Source organism: Chitinophaga sp. GbtcB8 (assembly GCF_019091455.1).
Lineage (GTDB): Bacteria > Bacteroidota > Bacteroidia > Chitinophagales > Chitinophagaceae > Chitinophaga.
Genome location: NZ_JAGXJN010000038.1, coordinates 19,350 through 35,882, shown reverse-complemented (window position 1 = coordinate 35,882; position 16,533 = coordinate 19,350). Strand labels below are relative to the sequence as shown.

The 16,533-nt window shown below is 49.3% G+C and carries 6 protein-coding genes; 3 read left to right on the top strand and 3 right to left on the bottom strand.

What is annotated here, in order from left to right; genetic code table 11:
* Positions 1 to 37: 37 nt before the first annotated feature.
* Together KVT36_RS25780 and KVT36_RS25775 are read right to left on the bottom strand one after the other, a co-directional pair.
* Positions 38 to 2,890, bottom strand: a complete 2,853-nt coding sequence (locus KVT36_RS25780) for a TIM-barrel domain-containing protein (protein WP_217606328.1) — start codon at positions 2,888 to 2,890, stop codon at positions 38 to 40.
* A 450-nt stretch (positions 2,891 to 3,340) separates the two neighbouring features.
* Positions 3,341 to 7,462, bottom strand: coding sequence for a hybrid sensor histidine kinase/response regulator transcription factor (locus tag KVT36_RS25775; protein WP_217606327.1), 4,122 nt, complete (start codon positions 7,460 to 7,462; stop codon positions 3,341 to 3,343).
* 316 nt (positions 7,463 to 7,778) lie between these two features.
* Here KVT36_RS25775 and KVT36_RS25770 point away from each other — a divergent pair, with 316 nt between their 5' ends.
* Both KVT36_RS25770 and KVT36_RS25765 read left to right on the top strand, forming a co-directional pair.
* Positions 7,779 to 10,253 carry a glycoside hydrolase N-terminal domain-containing protein gene (locus tag KVT36_RS25770; RefSeq protein WP_254640203.1) on the top strand — a complete coding sequence of 825 codons (2,475 nt, stop codon included), beginning with the start codon at positions 7,779 to 7,781 and terminating at the stop codon, positions 10,251 to 10,253.
* A 27-nt stretch (positions 10,254 to 10,280) separates the two neighbouring features.
* Complete coding sequence (locus tag KVT36_RS25765; RefSeq protein WP_217606325.1) at positions 10,281 to 12,491, top strand: hypothetical protein; 2,211 nt, start codon at positions 10,281 to 10,283, stop codon at positions 12,489 to 12,491.
* A gap of 241 nt (positions 12,492 to 12,732) precedes the next feature.
* On the opposite strand, the gene KVT36_RS25760 is transcribed toward KVT36_RS25765, so the two are convergent.
* Positions 12,733 to 13,746, bottom strand: a complete 1,014-nt coding sequence (locus tag KVT36_RS25760) for a LacI family DNA-binding transcriptional regulator (protein WP_089915637.1) — start codon at positions 13,744 to 13,746, stop codon at positions 12,733 to 12,735.
* A gap of 439 nt (positions 13,747 to 14,185) precedes the next feature.
* On the opposite strand from KVT36_RS25760, the gene KVT36_RS25755 reads away from it, so the two are divergent.
* On the top strand, positions 14,186 to 16,522 hold the full coding sequence (locus KVT36_RS25755; RefSeq protein ID WP_217606324.1) for a glycosyl hydrolase family 28 protein: 2,337 nt from the start codon (positions 14,186 to 14,188) through the stop codon (positions 16,520 to 16,522).
* Positions 16,523 to 16,533: the final 11 nt, after the last annotated feature.

Genomic DNA, 16,533 nt, shown 5'->3' with positions numbered 1-16,533 from the left:
CTCATCAGGTGGCACAGGCAGGCAGGTAGCGCCGCTGCTATTGCAGCAGCACCGTTTGTTCCTGACCGTTGTATATTACTACGTCTCTGGTAGTCTGGTTGAAATCAAGCGCTGCAGCCTTTTCCGGGCTTACCTTTATCACGCGGAAAGTTCTTTGCTGCAGCATACCGGGGAAGCTGCCTTCCCGTTTGCCAATGGTAAGCTTTTGCGTAGCTTCATTATAGCTAAGCGGTATGTTGCTGAACTGTCCCTGCTCATAATTATAGTTCAGTCCCTCATCTTCATAAAGATCAAACTGCGCATCTTTTCCTGTGTATACATATAATGTGATGGTATCTGCCGGGCGTTCGCCGGTATATTGCAACGCAGGGCCAAAGGGCAGTATGCTGCCTGCTTTTACATATAGCGGCATACGGTTCAGTGGTGCATTGGCAGTAATGTAAGCGCCGCCGGCCGTGTACTTGCCGGTATACAGGTCATACCAGCCGGTATTGGCAGGCAGGTACAAACGGCGGTCGCGCGCCTGGTAGGTGTATACGGGGTTTACCAGCAGGGAAGGCCCAAACATAAACTGGTCTTTAATATCCTGTACTGCGGTATCTGCGCCAAAATCCATCACCAGCCCGCGCATGATCGTATAGTCATGATGGTAAGTAGCGCCTGCCAGTGAGTATATATAAGGCATCAGCCGGTAACGCAGCTGGTCGTAATACAGCATGGATTGGTATTCCTGGCTGTTGTCCGGCGCTATGTTAAACATTTCCCGGTAGGGGAACTGGCCATGGCTGCGGAACAGCGGGCAAAAAGCGCCATACTGGAACCAGCGGGTGTTCAGCTCACGCCACTCCTGCAGGGCCGCTCCTTTAGGCGCAGGGCTGTCATATTTATCCTCTACATAAAAACCACCTATATCTGTGGTCCAGTAAGGCAGGCCGGAAAGGGAAAAGTTAATGCCGGCGGGTATTTGCCTGGCCAGCTCATCGAACCTGGAGGCAATGTCGCCGCTCCAGGTGGCTGCAGCATAACGTTGTATACCTGCATAGGCAGAGCGGGTAAGAATAAATACGCGCTGGTCCGGTTTGGTTTTCCGCTGGCCTTCGTAAATGCCGCCTGCATTCGCCAATGCATACCCGTTGAAATACTGGTCTGCAGGGCCTAAAGCAGTAGGGTTCATCAATGCTTTGCGGTGTGTGATAGAAGCGTTGGATAACACATCCGGCTCCGTAGCATCCAGCCACCAGGCATCTACCCCTTTACTGAACAGGTTTTTATTGATCAGGTTCCAGAACAGCTTGCGGGCATCTGCATTATAGGCGTCGTAAAAAGTAGATACATATCCTTTGCCTATCCAGTCGCGCTGCCGGTCTTTAATATTCTGTTTGTACAGCCATCCCTTTTCATCAAAGCTTTTATAGTTGCTGATACCTTCGTAGAACTTAGGCCATACGGAGATCATGAAGTGTGTATGATATTGGTTGTGCAGGCGGCTGATCATGCCTGCAGGGTCGGGGAAGCGCGCTGCATCAAACTCCTGGCTGCCCCAGGCATCCTGTTTCCAGTAAGACCAGTCCAGCACAATATTATCCAGCGGGATCTTTCTTTTACGGAACTCACTCACGGTTTGTTCTATTTCCGCCTGCGTTTTGTAACGCTCACGGCTTTGCCAGAAACCCATTGCCCACAGTGGCAGCAGGGTTGCGCGGCCGGTAATGGTCCGGTAACCGCTGATCACTTCATCCGCATTGCTTCCGTAAACGAAATAGTAATCCAGCTTTTCACCTGCTTCGGAGGTCAGCGTCCACTTGTTTTGCAAAGCAGCTGGTGTAGGGCTTAGCCATTTCAGGGATACAAAGGCCTGTGACGATTCCGGGATCCACTGCACTTTCAGCGCATGCTGCTGTCCCTTATGTAAGGTGTGCTGAAATACCGTGGGGCCAGGGTTCCAGCCTTCACGCCATTTATCCAGCACCAAGGTGCCATCTACCCACACCTTAATATAACCGGAGGCGGTCATGAAAAATTTGTGTAGCCCGTCTTCAGCAGGTGATATAAAACCTTCCCAGGTAACCATTCCCTTATCCATTGGAAAAGCAGAGGGTATATTATGGAGGTCCGGCAGGAAAGTGTAATCGATCTTGTTTTCATCCCGGCGCAGGTACACGCTATCCGGTTTGCGGCGGGAGGCATAGGTAGCTGTGAGCCCGCCGGCCTTATGATCTTTATTATATAAGGTAAATGCACCCAGTTGCGCATAAGGGCGGTCATCGCCAAAACGGGTAATAGAATAATTATCCCATAAAATGCCGTAGTGGCGGCTGGATAACAGGAACGGCACAGCGGCAATGGAATTATACTGCGTCAGGTCTACGTCCTGGTTCTTATAATTCATTAAACCGGTCTGGTGTTGCCCCAGTCCATAAAACGCTTCATCTGCAGGGGATTCAAATACCTGTTGAATGCGATACAGCGCTTTTCCATCAATATTCACGGGCGTAAAGGTTTTACCGCCGGCAGCTGTTTCCTGCAGAATGGTTTGCCCCTTGGCATCCCGGAAGCTAACCTCACCTGTTTGCAGGGACACCGTGGCGGTGAGCGCGCTGGTTTTCAGGGTTACGATACCTTCTTTTTCTTCAGACTCCCATTTAACAGAAGGGGAACCGGTAACCAGCGCCATCAGGCTGGGGGAGGTGGAAATGGCCTCACCCGGGCCGGCAGATACGTGAATGATCCTGTCAGATACTACCTGCAGCTGCACCTGTCGTGCGCCGTTCTTAGCAGGTTGCTGTAAGTGAATTAATAAACCATCTTTGAGCCTTTCTACATTTCCGGCCAAACAGCATTGAAACCATAACGTGCATAACACAAACGGAAAGAGCGTTTTTCTTATCATACGTGGAGAAGTTTATTTACGAATTGTCAATTACGAATTGGGTACTGCGCATTTTTATGTACCACAAGTAATTTCTGAAGCACATCATCCGTAATTCGTAATTGATAATTCGTAATTCCAAATCTAGCTGTACTGCACCAATGGCAGGGGATGGGAATGTTTTCGATTTGGGGTGATTATGTTAACAAACCATACCCCCGAGGGTATGCAAATGATAGCGGGAAGTGTATAAAATGTTAATCTGACAGGTATTCTTTTGTGGAACCATGTTGATAATCATAGCAATAGCATCATTGCCACCAGACCGGTGGTAATGAGGGCATACAACAATATCTCTACGGTCAGGTACAACTTGCGGCGGTGATGGTAGTCTCTCTCAGGCATATATAATGATCATCAATGCACAAAACTATCAATAACCTGCCGGGGGCAGGTGCCTGTTTTGGTTATTTATGGGGTATCATTTGTTGCATCATCATTTGTTGTATCATTTTCCGGCGCCCGCTGCCGTCCGTAGGCGGAGGGTAATACGTTATACTCCGTTTTAAAATACCGGGAAAAGTATTTGGGATTATTGAACCCTACTTCATACGCCACCTCTGCCACGGTCAGCTGGCTTTTTTCCAGCAGCTGTGCTGCGCGTTTAAGCCGTATGGAGCGGATGAACTCAATAGGCGTTTTGCCGGTAAGGGATAGGATCTTTTTGTAAACGGATACGCGGCTCATGTACAGGGCACGGCTCAGGTCCTCTACGGAAAAGTCCGGGTCCGGTAAATGTTTCTCCACCACCTGTAAGGCCTGTTGTATAAATTGTTCGTCGGCAGATGAGATGGCGATGGTGCTGGGGTTTGCTTCTATTTTCTCCCGGAACGATTTTTTCAGGGTGGCCTGCTGGGTAATCAGGTTCCGGATGCGGGACAGCAGCACTTCAAAGCTGAATGGTTTGGTAATAAAATCCGTGGCGCCCTTTTCCAGCGCTTCCAGCTGGTCGGCTTCTGTAGTGCGGGCTGTTAACAGTATTACTGGTATATGCGCGGTGCGCTGGTTAGCCCGGATGCGGCGGCACAGTTCCAGCCCATCCATTACCGGCATGCTTACATCACTCACCACCAGGTCTGGCAGGGTTTGCTGCAAAATTTGCCAGCCGCTTTGCCCGTTCTCTGCAGTTATTACCTGGTAATGCAGTCCCAGGTTATCTTTCAGGTAAAAACGGAAGTCTTCATTATCCTCTACCAGCAATACCAGCGGTTTTTTGCCGGAGCGTACAGGCATGGGCGTTACCGGAACGGGAGCAGGAGAGGGAACTGTATCCCCGCCTCCGTCTGTAACGGTTGCAGGTTGGGCGGCATTGGTTTTTACCGGTAGCTGTATGGTAAAACAGCTGCCCATTTCAGGTGCGCTGTCTACCGTAATAGTGCCGCCATGCAGCTTTACAAATTCCCTGGTAATGCTTAATCCAATACCGCTGCCCTGGTTCAGCAGGGAGCCTTGTCCCTCATGCTGGAAAAATCTTTCAAAGATGCGTTCCTGTTGTTCCGGCGGCATACCAATGCCGGTATCTTTTACCTGGATGGTGAGGATCCTGCCGTCTTCGGCCAGTTGCAGCTCTACTGCTACACTGCCCAGCTCCGGCGTAAATTTAAAAGCATTGCTCAGCAGGTTAAAGATGATCTTTTCTATCTTATCCGCATCATAAGCCATTACCAGGGTATTCACCTGGCTGCGGAAATCCAGCTTCACCTGTTTCTTTTCAGAAAGATCGGAGAAGGAGGCGGTCAGCTCGCGGATAAACGCCACTATATCGCCTTCCGAAGTATGCAGTTTTATTTCCCGTACCTCCATTTTACGGAAGTCCAGCAGCTGGTTCACCAGGTTTAACAGGCGGCGGGCATTCCGTTGTATCAGCTCCAGCTGCCCTTTAGTACCTTCTTCCTTTGTGCCTTTAATGATCTTTTCCAGCGGGGTAATGATCAGGCTTAAGGGGGTTCTGAACTCATGGGATACGTTGGTGAAAAAACGGATCTTCAGCGCATCCAGCTCGTGCATGCGGTGCGCCTGCTGCCTTTCCTGTTCTATACGGAAACGCAGGCGTTCCCTTTCCAGCATCAGCCGCCGTGCCAGTAACAGCGCGCCTAATATCAGCACGCCGTATAATAAAAAGGCCAGCGGTGTTTTCCAGAAGGGAGGTAATATTTTAATATGCAGCTCCAACGGCTGGCGCGTCCACACACCATCATTATTAGAGGCTTTTACGTGAAAAACATAATCGCCCGGGTCCAGGTTGGTGTAGGTGGCTTTACGCTGGCCGCCATTGGTGGTTAGCCATCCTTCATTAAAACCTTCCAGCTTATAGGCATACCGGCTTTTCTCCGGGTGAAAATAGCTGAGCGCTGCAAACTCAATGGAGAAAACATTCTCCTTATACTTCAGTGTAATTTGCCGGGTAGCGGAAATATCCCGCGGCAGCAGCACACGGCCGTTTATTTTTTCACCGGCCCCCATACTTTTATTAAATACCTGGAAATCTGTTAATACCAGGGGCGGCACATTTTTATTTTGTGTAATGGTATGTGGGTAAAACAGGTTAAACCCGTTACCACCGCCAAACAGCAGCTCCCCACGCCGTGTTTTTAACGCTGCATTTTCATTGAACTCCTTGCCCTGCAGCCCATCTGCCGCATCATAATTTAAAAAGCGGAACTTACCGCCTGCGATAGTGAGGTTAGAAAGCCCGTTGGGAGTGCTCATCCAAAGGTTATGATCATTATCTTCCAGTATATTCAGCACCGAATTATCCGGTAATCCATCTTCCCTGCGGAAAATGCGGGATTGTTTTAGCTGCGGGTAGTACAGGTTCAGCCCTTCCCGGGTGCCTATCCAGATCCATCCGCGGCTGTCTTCAAATAAACAAATAACGTTGTTGTTGCTCAGGTTTTTATTATAGGTTGTAAAACGCCCGGTCTGGGCATCCCGGATCTCTACCCCGTTATCAGTACCTATCCACAGGTTGCCTTGTTTATCTTCCAGCAGGGCGGCAATATAATTGGAGTGAATGGAGTTGGGCTGCCCCTTACGGTAAGGGTGAAATTTTTGCGTGGCGGGATCAAACAGGTTCAGGCCTGCACCTAAAGTGCCTACCCATAGCTGATGCCGGCTATCTTCAAATATTTCCCAGACACTGTTATTACTCAGGGATGCCGGGTTGGCCGGATCATTTTTATAATGCACAAACTGCCCGCCGGCAAAGCGGTCCAGCCCGCCAAAGTAAGTGCCTACCCATAACTGCTGCTGCCGATCTATCCACAGGCTTACCACCACATCGCTGCTTAAGCTGCCGGCATTATGTGCATCATGCCGGTACTGCGTATAGGTATTGGTGTTACGGTTAAAGTAGATGAGCCCACCGCCGTTGGTGCCTATCCACAAGTTGCCGGCTGCATCTTCCACAAAGCGGTTCACATCGTCATACGGCAGGCTTTGCGCATTAAAAGGCTGATGCTGGTACAAGGGGAATTTTACAATATCCTCATGGTAATAGCTGATGCCCTTTTTATAAGTGCCCACCCATATAATGCCGGTATTGTCTTTATACAGCATGGTAATACTGTTCTGCGAAAGGCTTTTTGGGTTTTCCGGCTGGTTCACTTCATAGTGTATGCTTTGCCGTTGTTTGTCGATAATATTCACGCCGCCATGATCAGTACCTATCCATATGCGGCCCTGGTTATCCTGTACCACGCCGCGTACAATATTATTGTTCAGCCGTATGGGCTGGCTGTTCTGATCGTAGTGTGAAAAAGCCTGTGTAACATGGTTAAAATACCAGATGCCTTGCGCATCACTGCTGATGTAGATCCACAGGTCGCCTTCCCGGTCGGCCAGCAGGGAATAGGGTTGCGGAACGCCTTTGCTCTGGCGGAATAAAAGATCATTACGGTAGGTGATACGTTTGCTGCGCCTGTCCATTTTTTCAAGCATGCCATTGTTGTGCAGCAGCCATAAATTATTATCTGTGGCTAAGGTCACAGCTGCCAGGCTGTTGTCGTAAATAGTGCTGCTGTCCTTTGTATGCTGGATACGTAAAGCGGGCGTTTTACCGGCTGCAGCATAATACAGGCCGTTGGTGGGATGAATGAACCAGTAGCCGCCCTGCGCATCGCGTATAATATCATTTACCGCTGCGCCGGGTATGCCCATTTGCTGTAATACCGGTTGTGCGGAAAGGAAAGCATCCCTGGCAGGGTCGTATACATGCTGCCCGTCGCGGGCATAGATCCATAACAGGCCGCCGGGCGCTTCAGTGATACGTTCTATAAAATTATCCGGCAGGGAAGCAGAATCGCGTACATCATGTTTGAAGATGCGGAAGGTATAACCATCATAACGGTTCAGGCCCGATATGGTGCCAAACCACATAAAGCCTTTGCTGTCTTTGAAGATACAGTTCACCTGGTTGTTGGAAAGCCCCTGGTCAATATCAATATGGGAAAACTGGTAAGGCGGTGTTTGTGGAAAAACGCGCAATACCGGCAGTAGTAATAACAGGAAAAATATAACAGTGTATCTTCTCATGAAGCGGACAGATGCCATAACGGCTCCATTTCTTGTACTGCCCTAAAATTAAATTAAAAAGGTCGAAAGAATTCGACCTTTGTGCTAAATTCCACGTTATGGTACTCAGGTCCATAATATTATAGAGTAAAAGTAACCCCTTGTTCAAACATTAGCCGGTATTTTTACGCAAACGATTGCATTTTGACGAATCAGTGACCGTAGCGGGTTTGGAACGGGCCTGGTTGCAGCTAGATTAGTTTAATTTTCCATCAGTTTTTGTGAAAATAGAATGCAAACGAAGTTGTATTTTGGATGCTCCAACTTATGTAAACTGATGCAACTGAAACTATTACCGGCCCTGCTGTTATTAACGGGCATTGCTACGGCACAACAAAAAGGAAACACATTAAAGCTATGGTATCAGCAGCCCGCAAAGGAGTGGACGGATGCCCTGCCTGTGGGCAATGGCCGCCTGGGCGCCATGATCTTTGGAGGAACAGGTGATGAGCTGATCCAACTAAATGAAGCTACCCTTTGGTCGGGCGGACCGGTAAATAACCAGGTGAATCCTAATGCATATAAACATTTACCCTCCATACGCGCCAAACTTTTTAAGGGCGATTATGCTGCCGCTTCCGATGAGCTCAAAGAAATGCAGGGTCTGTACAGCCAGTCGTACCTGCCGCTGGGCGATATTCATATTAAACAACAGCTGCCTGGCACGCCTGCTGCTTATTCCCGCGATCTGAATGTGGCCGATGCTATTGCCGGAACCAGCTTCACCAGTAACGGTGTAGGTTATACGAGAGAGATCTTTGCATCCGGGAAAGACCAGGTTATTGTGATCAGGCTAACAGCAAATAAAAAACAGCAGCTAAACTGTAAGATCAGCGCAGGCAGCCAGCTACGGCATCAGCAGCTGGTAAGCGGCCAGCAGGAAATAACGCTGAAAGGAAGAGCGCCTGCACAGATCGACCCCAGTTATGTGAACTATAACAAGGAGCCTATTATTTACGAAGATACCAAAGGCTGTAAGGGCATGCGCTTTGAGCTGAAGCTCCGCGCCAGCAGCTCAGACGGGAGCATAAAGGCAGATAGCGGCGGTATTACCATCAGTAATGCTACGCAGGCCGTGATCTTAGTTTCCGCCGCTACCAGCTTTAATGGTTTTGATAAATGCCCGGATAGTGAAGGCAAAGATGAGCACAAGCTGGCCACCGGTTATTTACAGGCTGCTGCACAGCTTCCCTTTAATGAGCTGCGCAGGCGCCATGTAGATGATTTTCATCATTACTTTAACCGCGTAAGCTTTACCCTGCCGCCATCGCCCGGCGAAGACCGCACCAAACTGCCTACAGACGAGCGTTTACGCCGTTATGCTACCGGCGCGCAGGATGCTGAGCTGGAAGCCCTATACTTCCAGTTTGGCCGTTACCTGTTAATTTCCAGCTCCCGCTTAAATGGCGTGCCTGCCAACCTGCAGGGTATCTGGAATAAAGAGCTGCGCGCACCCTGGAGCTCCAACTACACCATTAACATCAATACACAAATGAACTACTGGGCTGCGGAAGCCGTGAACCTGCCGGAAATGCACCGCTCCCTGTTAACGCTTATCCAGAATGTGGCCAGCACCGGGCGTTATACCGCCAAACATTTTTACAATACCCGCGGCTGGGCTGCTAATCATAATACCGACATATGGGCGCTTTCCAATCCCGTAGGCAATCTTGGTAAAGGCGATCCGCAGTGGGCCAACTGGGCTATGGGCGGAAACTGGCTGTGCCAGCACCTTTGGGAGCATTACCGTTTTACCGGTGATAAAAAGTTCCTGCGTGATACTGCTTACCCTATCATGAAAGCAGCTGCGCAGTTCAGCCTGGACTGGCTGGTGAGCGATGGTAAAGGCCACCTGGTAACAGCGCCTGCTACCTCGCCGGAAAATGTGTTCATTACAGAAGCCGGTGTAAAAAGCGCTGTTTCTATAGCAACCACTATGGATATGTCTATTATCCGCGACCTGTTCAGCAACCTGGCAGACGCGGATTCCATCCTGCAAACCGATATGGCTTTCCGCGATACTTTGCTGCAAAAGAAAAGCAAGCTGCTGCCATTGCAGATAGGCAAAAAAGGCAACCTGCAGGAGTGGTATAAGGATTGGGAAGATGAGGATCCGGAGCACCGGCACATCTCGCACCTGTTTGGCTTATTCCCCGGCAGGGAAATTTCCCCGCTTACCACACCCGCATTTGCAGAAGCCTGCAAACGTACGCTGGCCATCCGTGGCGATGGCGGCACCGGTTGGAGCAAAGCCTGGAAGATCAATGTATGGGCGCGTTTGCTGGATGGTAACCATGCCTATAAGCTCTTACGCGAGCTGCTGAAAATAAGCAGTAACGACGCTACTGACTATCATAACGCCGGCGGCACCTATTCAAATTTATTTTGCGCGCACCCGCCTTTCCAGATAGATGGTAATTTTGGCGGCACTTCCGGCATCACCGAAATGCCGCTGCAAAGCCAGCTGTATGCCATCCAGCTGCTGTCTGCCATCCCGGATGCGTGGGCCAGTGGAGCGGTAAAAGGGCTGGTGGCCCGTGGCGGTTTTGTTATTGATATGCAATGGGCCGATGGAAAATTAAAAAAAGCTACTATACTTGCAAAGAATGGTGGTCCCTGCCGCCTGCGGGTACTGCAGCCCATAAAAGGCAGCAACAACCTGGCCCTCAGCGCATTGAAAGGGGATGGTACCGGTTACCTGTACACGTTTAATACTACTGCAGGTAACGTATATACGTTAATAGCAGAATAGTGATCTAAACTAGGTTCAGACAATATTATGAAAACCATATTCCTTGTACTTATCTATGCCGGCTTATTCGTTCATATAACTGCTGCACAGCAAAACACGGGTAAAATAGACCGGCATGCGCTGGTAACGCGGCACAATGTAAGCGTGCAGCGTTTTGATTCACTGTCGTCCCTTTCTGTGGGCAATGGTGAATTTGCTTTTACCGTAGATCCCACCGGCCTGCAAACTTTCCCTGAATATTTTGAGCGCGGCGGGGTTCCGCTGGGCACCGAATCAGAATGGGGCTGGCACAGCTTTCCCAATACCTACCGCTATCAGCGCAGTGAAGTGTGGAAGAACTATAAAGTAAATAACCGGCAGGTGCCTTACCTGTATGCGCATGATAAAGGCGGCCGGCAAAAAGATGCATCTGACTTTTTACGGGCTAACCCCCACCGCCTGCAGCTGGGCGTGGTAGGGCTAAACATCCTGAAGAAAAATGGGTTGCCTGCACAAATAGAAGATATTAAGAACATACGCCAGGAGCTGGACTTATGGGAAGGGGAGATCCACAGCTATTTTGAAGTGGAAGGCGTGCCTGTTAAGGTACGCACGGTTTGCCATCCGCAGCTGGATATGGTAGCCGCTAACGTAGAATCACCGCTGGTAGCGCAACACCGGCTGAGCGTGCATATACGTTTTCCTTACCCAACTGGTGACTGGGAAGGCACGCCCGACTATCAGCATCCTGACAAACATAAAACCACTTCACGGTACCTTAATGACCGGCAGGTGCTGTTTGAGCGTGAGCTGGATCAAACTTATTACAACGTAGTATTACAATGGAACGGAGATGAGGCTTTGCAAAAAAAAGCGCCGCATGATTATTTGCTGAATCCTTTAGGGGAGGAGGAAATGCTGGCCTTCAGCTGCCACTTTACACCTGCTGCAGCGCCCGCGCCTAAAGCACAAGGCCAGAGCGGTCCTTTCAATAATACTTTCACACTGGCGGATCAGCGCATCAGCACTTTAGCACATCAGCATATCTGGGGCGACAGCCGTGACGACTGGCAACAGTTCTGGGAAACCGGCGGTGCGGTAGACCTTTCCGGCAGCACAGATCCCCGGGCAGCAGAGCTGGAGCGGCGGATTGTACTTTCACAATACCTTACCCGCATACAATGCGCCGGTAATACGCCGCCGCAGGAAACAGGCCTTACCTATAACAGCTGGTTCGGAAAATTTCACCTGGAAATGCATTGGTGGCATGCCGCACATTTTGCTTTATGGAACCGGCCGGCCCTGCTTGAAAAAAGTTTGTCGTGGTATGGCACTATTAAAGATAAAGCCCGCGAAACTGCTGCCAAACAAGGTTTTAAAGGGGTGCGCTGGCCTAAGATGACGGATCCTTCCGGCAATGAAAGCCCTTCTCCGGTAGGGCCTTTCCTCATCTGGCAGCAGCCGCATTTTATTTATATGGCTGAATTATGCTACCGCGATCATCCTGATAATGTTACGCTTCAGCAATATAAAGACCTGGTATTTGCCACTGCAGATTTTATGGCTTCCTATCCCTGGTACGATACGGTCAAACATGAATACGTATTAGGGCCGGGCCTGATCCCTGCGCAGGAGCGTTTTGATCCCGTAACCACCACCAACCCATCGTTTGAGCTGGCTTACTGGCGCTGGGCTTTGCGTACCGCGCAGTTATGGCGCAAGCGTTTGAATATGGAACCTCAGCCGGAATGGGATTCCATCATTGCAAAGCTGCCGCCTTTTCCCAGTAAGGATGGTTTGTACCTGGCAGCAGCCAGCGCACCCGATTCGTATACCAATCCCCGTTATATGACAGATCATCCGGCAGTATTGGGTATGGATGGTTTTGTACCGCCTGATACGCTGGTAGATTCCACCATGATGTTACGCACCTTCAAAAAAATATGGGACTCCTGGAGCTGGGAAGAAACCTGGGGATGGGATTATCCCCTGGTGGCCATGACAGCCACCCGCCTGGGGCAGCCGGAAGCCGCTGTGGACATATTATTGAAGCAGGTAACCAAAAATACTTTCCTGCCTAACGGCCACAATTACCAGCGCGATAATTTACGTATATACCTGCCCGGTAATGGCGCTTTACTTTCAGCCATTGCCATGATGTGCGCCGGCTGGGATGGCTACACCGGCCCGGATGCACCGGGATTTCCTAAAAATGGGAAATGGAAGGTGAAGTGGGAGGGATTGGCAAGAATGCCTTAGAGAGCAGAAAGCAGAAAGGATAAAGCAGAAAGCTGAAAGTATGACATAATGCAGTAAACCAGGCCAATAACAGTAAAGCTGTTAAAGCAAAGCCCTTAGCAAAACATTGTCAACAAAACATAGGGAGCTTTATGCTTTGTGCTTTATGCTTTATGCTTAAACAAAACATAGGGAGCTTTATCCTTTGTGCTTTCGGCTTTGTGCTTAAACAAAACATAGGGAGCTTTATGCTTTATGCTTTTCAGCTAACAATCAAACTTGTAGCGAGTATCCTCCTTTCAAAATCTTTCACCGGCCGTTTGCTTTCTATAAGCTGCAGCAGCAGTTCAGTGGCCACCTGTCCCATTTCAAAGGCAGGCTGCCGTACAACGGTCAGGGGCGGGTCCAGGAGCTCTATAAGGTCAGAGTTGGAAAAGCCTACTACGGCTATGTCTTCAGGAATGCGGATCCCTTTTCTTTTCAGCACGCGCATGGTGCCGGTAGTTAGTTTATCAGAACCGGTAAAAATAGCATCGGGCCGGGGGCGTACTTTCAGGAGCTGTGTAATGGCTTCCTCTACTTCAGACAGCATCATGCCGCCATGAAAGCAATATTTGATCAGCTGTTTACGCGGTTTTATATGCTTTTGCGCCAGCGCTTCTACATATCCGGCCACTCTTTCCCGGGTAATAGAAAGGTTCTCCGAGTTGGTAATAGTGGCAATATTGTTATACCCCTGTTTTATCAGGTGCATGGTAGCATCATAGGCGCCGCGGAAATTATCCACCATTACCTTATGCGTATTAATATCTTCCACAATACGGTCAAAGAATACAATAGGAAACCCGCGCTCATGCAGGGCTTTCAGGTGCTGCAGGTCTTTGGTGGCGGTAGATACGGAGATCAGCAGGCCGTCAATAGAGCGGGACGACAGGTACTGCAGGGTCATTACCTCCTTGTCGTATGATTCATGGCTCTGGGAGATGATCACATTATATCCCTTGTCATTTGCTACAGATTCAATCCCGTTAATAGCCTGCGAAAAAAAGCTGTTGGCAATCTCCGCTACGATCACCCCGATGGAACGGCTCCTTTTCTCCTTCAGGCTCAGGGCTATGGGATTGGGATGGTAGTTGATACGGGTGGCATATTCCAGCACCAGCTGTTTGGTTTCAGTACTGATCTCGTGGCTGTCACGCAACGCACGGGAAACCGTGGAGGTAGACAGACCCAAAGCTTTGGCAATATCCTTTATAGTGGCTGCTGCAAATTTCATAACGGATCAGTAAAAATAAGGTTTTTTAACAGGTTTTAATAGTGAATAATTAGTGTGCTTTACGCATAATAATTGCTTGTTATGCATTTCCAGCGGCGTATATTCAAAACATAAGCAGCCTTTTGCTTTCTGCTTTGGCCCCCCTGCATCGTTCCCGGCAACGTTTGCGTAAAAAAATCATCCTAAATGCTTTTGTATTACTGAATATAGCTGTACAATTGTTAACGCAGATACCGGTCATTCGTTAGCCACAGTGTTAACTTTGCATATCCACAGTATACACGCCGCTATCCGGTATTTTCCATGCACATACTTACATGAACGTTATGAATAAATCACCGCAAACTGACTGCTGATCTTTACCCGCGCCGGTGCCTTAAAGTAGAGGGCATACCGGAAGTGTTTAGCGCTGCTGATTTTGCCTAAAGCTGTTGAGTTAATGAAATTATATATCACTTTACTGTTGTCGTTATTCGGATGGTTGCAAAGCGGGCAAAAGCCCCGTGTATTCATGATAGGAGATTCCACCATGGCCGATAAGCCTTTGGTAGATAACCCTGAAAGAGGCTGGGGGCAGCTGTTTCCGCTGTTCTTTGAAAAAGGGGTGGAGATAAAGAACTATGCCGTGAATGGCCGAAGCACCAAAAGTTTTATTAATGAGCATCGCTGGGATAGTGTGCTGGCGCAGCTAAGGCCCGGCGATTATGTAATGATCCAGTTTGGACATAACGATCAGAAGATCTCAGACAGCACCCGTTATGCAGCCCCGCATACCACCTACAAAGAGAACCTGCTGCGTTTTGTGCAGGAGGCCCGCGCTAAAGGCGCCAATCCCATTCTGCTTACGCCGGTAATGCGCCGTAAGTTTGATGAGAATGGGAAGTTTGTAGACCAGCATGGCGACTATCCCGGCGTAGTAAGGGAAGTAGCAGCCGCTAATAAAGTGCCTTTGATAGATCTGCATAAAAGCAGCGAAGCGCTGCTGGTAAAGCTGGGTACCGAAGGTTCAGTAAAAATGTTCAAGACCACACCAGCCGGCCATTACAGCACGCTGCCCCAGGGAGTGGAAGATAATACGCATTTCAATACCTATGGCGCTACCTGCATTGCAAGCCTGGTAGCAAAAGAGATCTCCGAAAAACATTTACCGCTGGCCCGGTATCTGGCCAAAACACCCTTTGAAGGCAAGTACCGTTTTGACCTGCCGGAGATCTACGAACCGCATTTCCGCCGGGATACGCTTAACATTGCAGATGCAGGGGCAAAGGCAGACGGTATTACGCTTAACACACAGATCATTAATACTACTATAGCAACCTGCAGCAGTAAAGGCGGCGGGGTAGTGCTGATACCGGAAGGTATGTGGCTCACCGGCCCTGTTGTACTCAAAAGCAACGTGAACCTGCACCTGGCAGCCGGCGCGGTATTACAGTTCTCAGCCAGTCACGATCAATACCCCCTTGTGGAAACAACCTATGAGGGATTACGCGCCGTACGCTGCCAGGCGCCGGTATCCGGGGTTGACCTGGAAAATATAGCCATTACCGGTAGTGGTATCATTGATGGCGCGGGCGATGCCTGGCGCGCCGTGAAAAAAGATAAGCTCACGGAAACACAGTGGAAGAAACTGGTAGCTTCCGGCGGCATGGTCGGTGAAGGTAAGGACAGCAGTGGCTGGTACCCTTCCCGTAACTATTATAATGCTTCCAAAATGAAGCTGGTGGGCGTTATCATGCCCGGGAAAAAGATGAGCGATTATGAAGATGTAAAGGATTTCCTACGGCCAAACCTGATCAGCATCAGCAGCTGTAAGAACGTGCTGCTGGAAGGCGTTACCTTCCAGAACTCTCCGGCCTGGTGCCTGCATCCCCTGTTATGTGAGAACATTACTTTACGGAATGTATATGCAAAAAATCCCTGGTATGCGCAGAATGGTGATGGGGTAGACCTGGAATCCTGCAGTTATGCACGTATCACCGGCTGCACTTTTGATGTGGGGGATGATGGCATCTGCATTAAATCCGGGCGTGATGAGCAAGGCCGGAAAAGGGGGAAACCAACAGAAAACACCATCGTGGATAATTGCACGGTATACCACGCCCACGGCGGCTTTGTAATAGGCAGTGAAATGTCGGGCGGAGCGCGTAACCTGTTTGTATCCAACTGTACTTTTATGGGTACTGATATTGGCCTGCGCTTTAAAACCACCCGTGGCCGCGGAGGTGTGGTGGAAAAAATCTATATCTCAGACATTAAGATGAAAGATATTCCCGGCGAAGCTATTTTGTTTGATATGTACTACGCTGCTGTAGACCCGGTGCCCTTATCCGGCGAAAAAAGGGAAGCGCCCAAAGTGGAGGTCTTTCCTGTAACAGAAGCCACGCCGCAGTTCCGGGATTTTCATATCAGCAATATTGTATGTAACAATGCTGCTAAAGCGGTATTCATACGCGGTTTACCGGAAATGCCCATCTCCGGCATTTTCATGGATCATATGACCATCAGCGCAAAGAAGGGTATTGAATGCATGGAAGCAAAAAATGTACACCTGTCTGATGTGCACCTGCTCATCAAAGATACTGACCCGCTGATCACAGTACGCAGCAGCCAGGATCTTATATTCAATAACATCAGGTATGACCAGGCTAACCGGTTTATGGCGCTGCAGGGAGAAAAGTGCAGCAACATACTGGTAACCGGCACCGATATACGTAAATCAAAAGAAGGTACACAATTCACTGCTGGCGCCACTAACAAGGCATTGCAGGTAAAGTAAGCAAACAGGAT

Coding starts and splice junctions, on each gene's coding strand:
- KVT36_RS25755 (WP_217606324.1), top strand. CDS start 14,186: ATGAAATTATATATCACTTTACTGTTGTCGTTATTCGGATGGTTGCAA.
- KVT36_RS25770 (WP_254640203.1), top strand. CDS start 7,779: ATGCAACTGAAACTATTACCGGCCCTGCTGTTATTAACGGGCATTGCT.
- KVT36_RS25780 (WP_217606328.1), bottom strand. CDS start 2,890: ATGATAAGAAAAACGCTCTTTCCGTTTGTGTTATGCACGTTATGGTTT.
- KVT36_RS25775 (WP_217606327.1), bottom strand. CDS start 7,462: ATGAGAAGATACACTGTTATATTTTTCCTGTTATTACTACTGCCGGTA.
- KVT36_RS25765 (WP_217606325.1), top strand. CDS start 10,281: ATGAAAACCATATTCCTTGTACTTATCTATGCCGGCTTATTCGTTCAT.
- KVT36_RS25760 (WP_089915637.1), bottom strand. CDS start 13,746: ATGAAATTTGCAGCAGCCACTATAAAGGATATTGCCAAAGCTTTGGGT.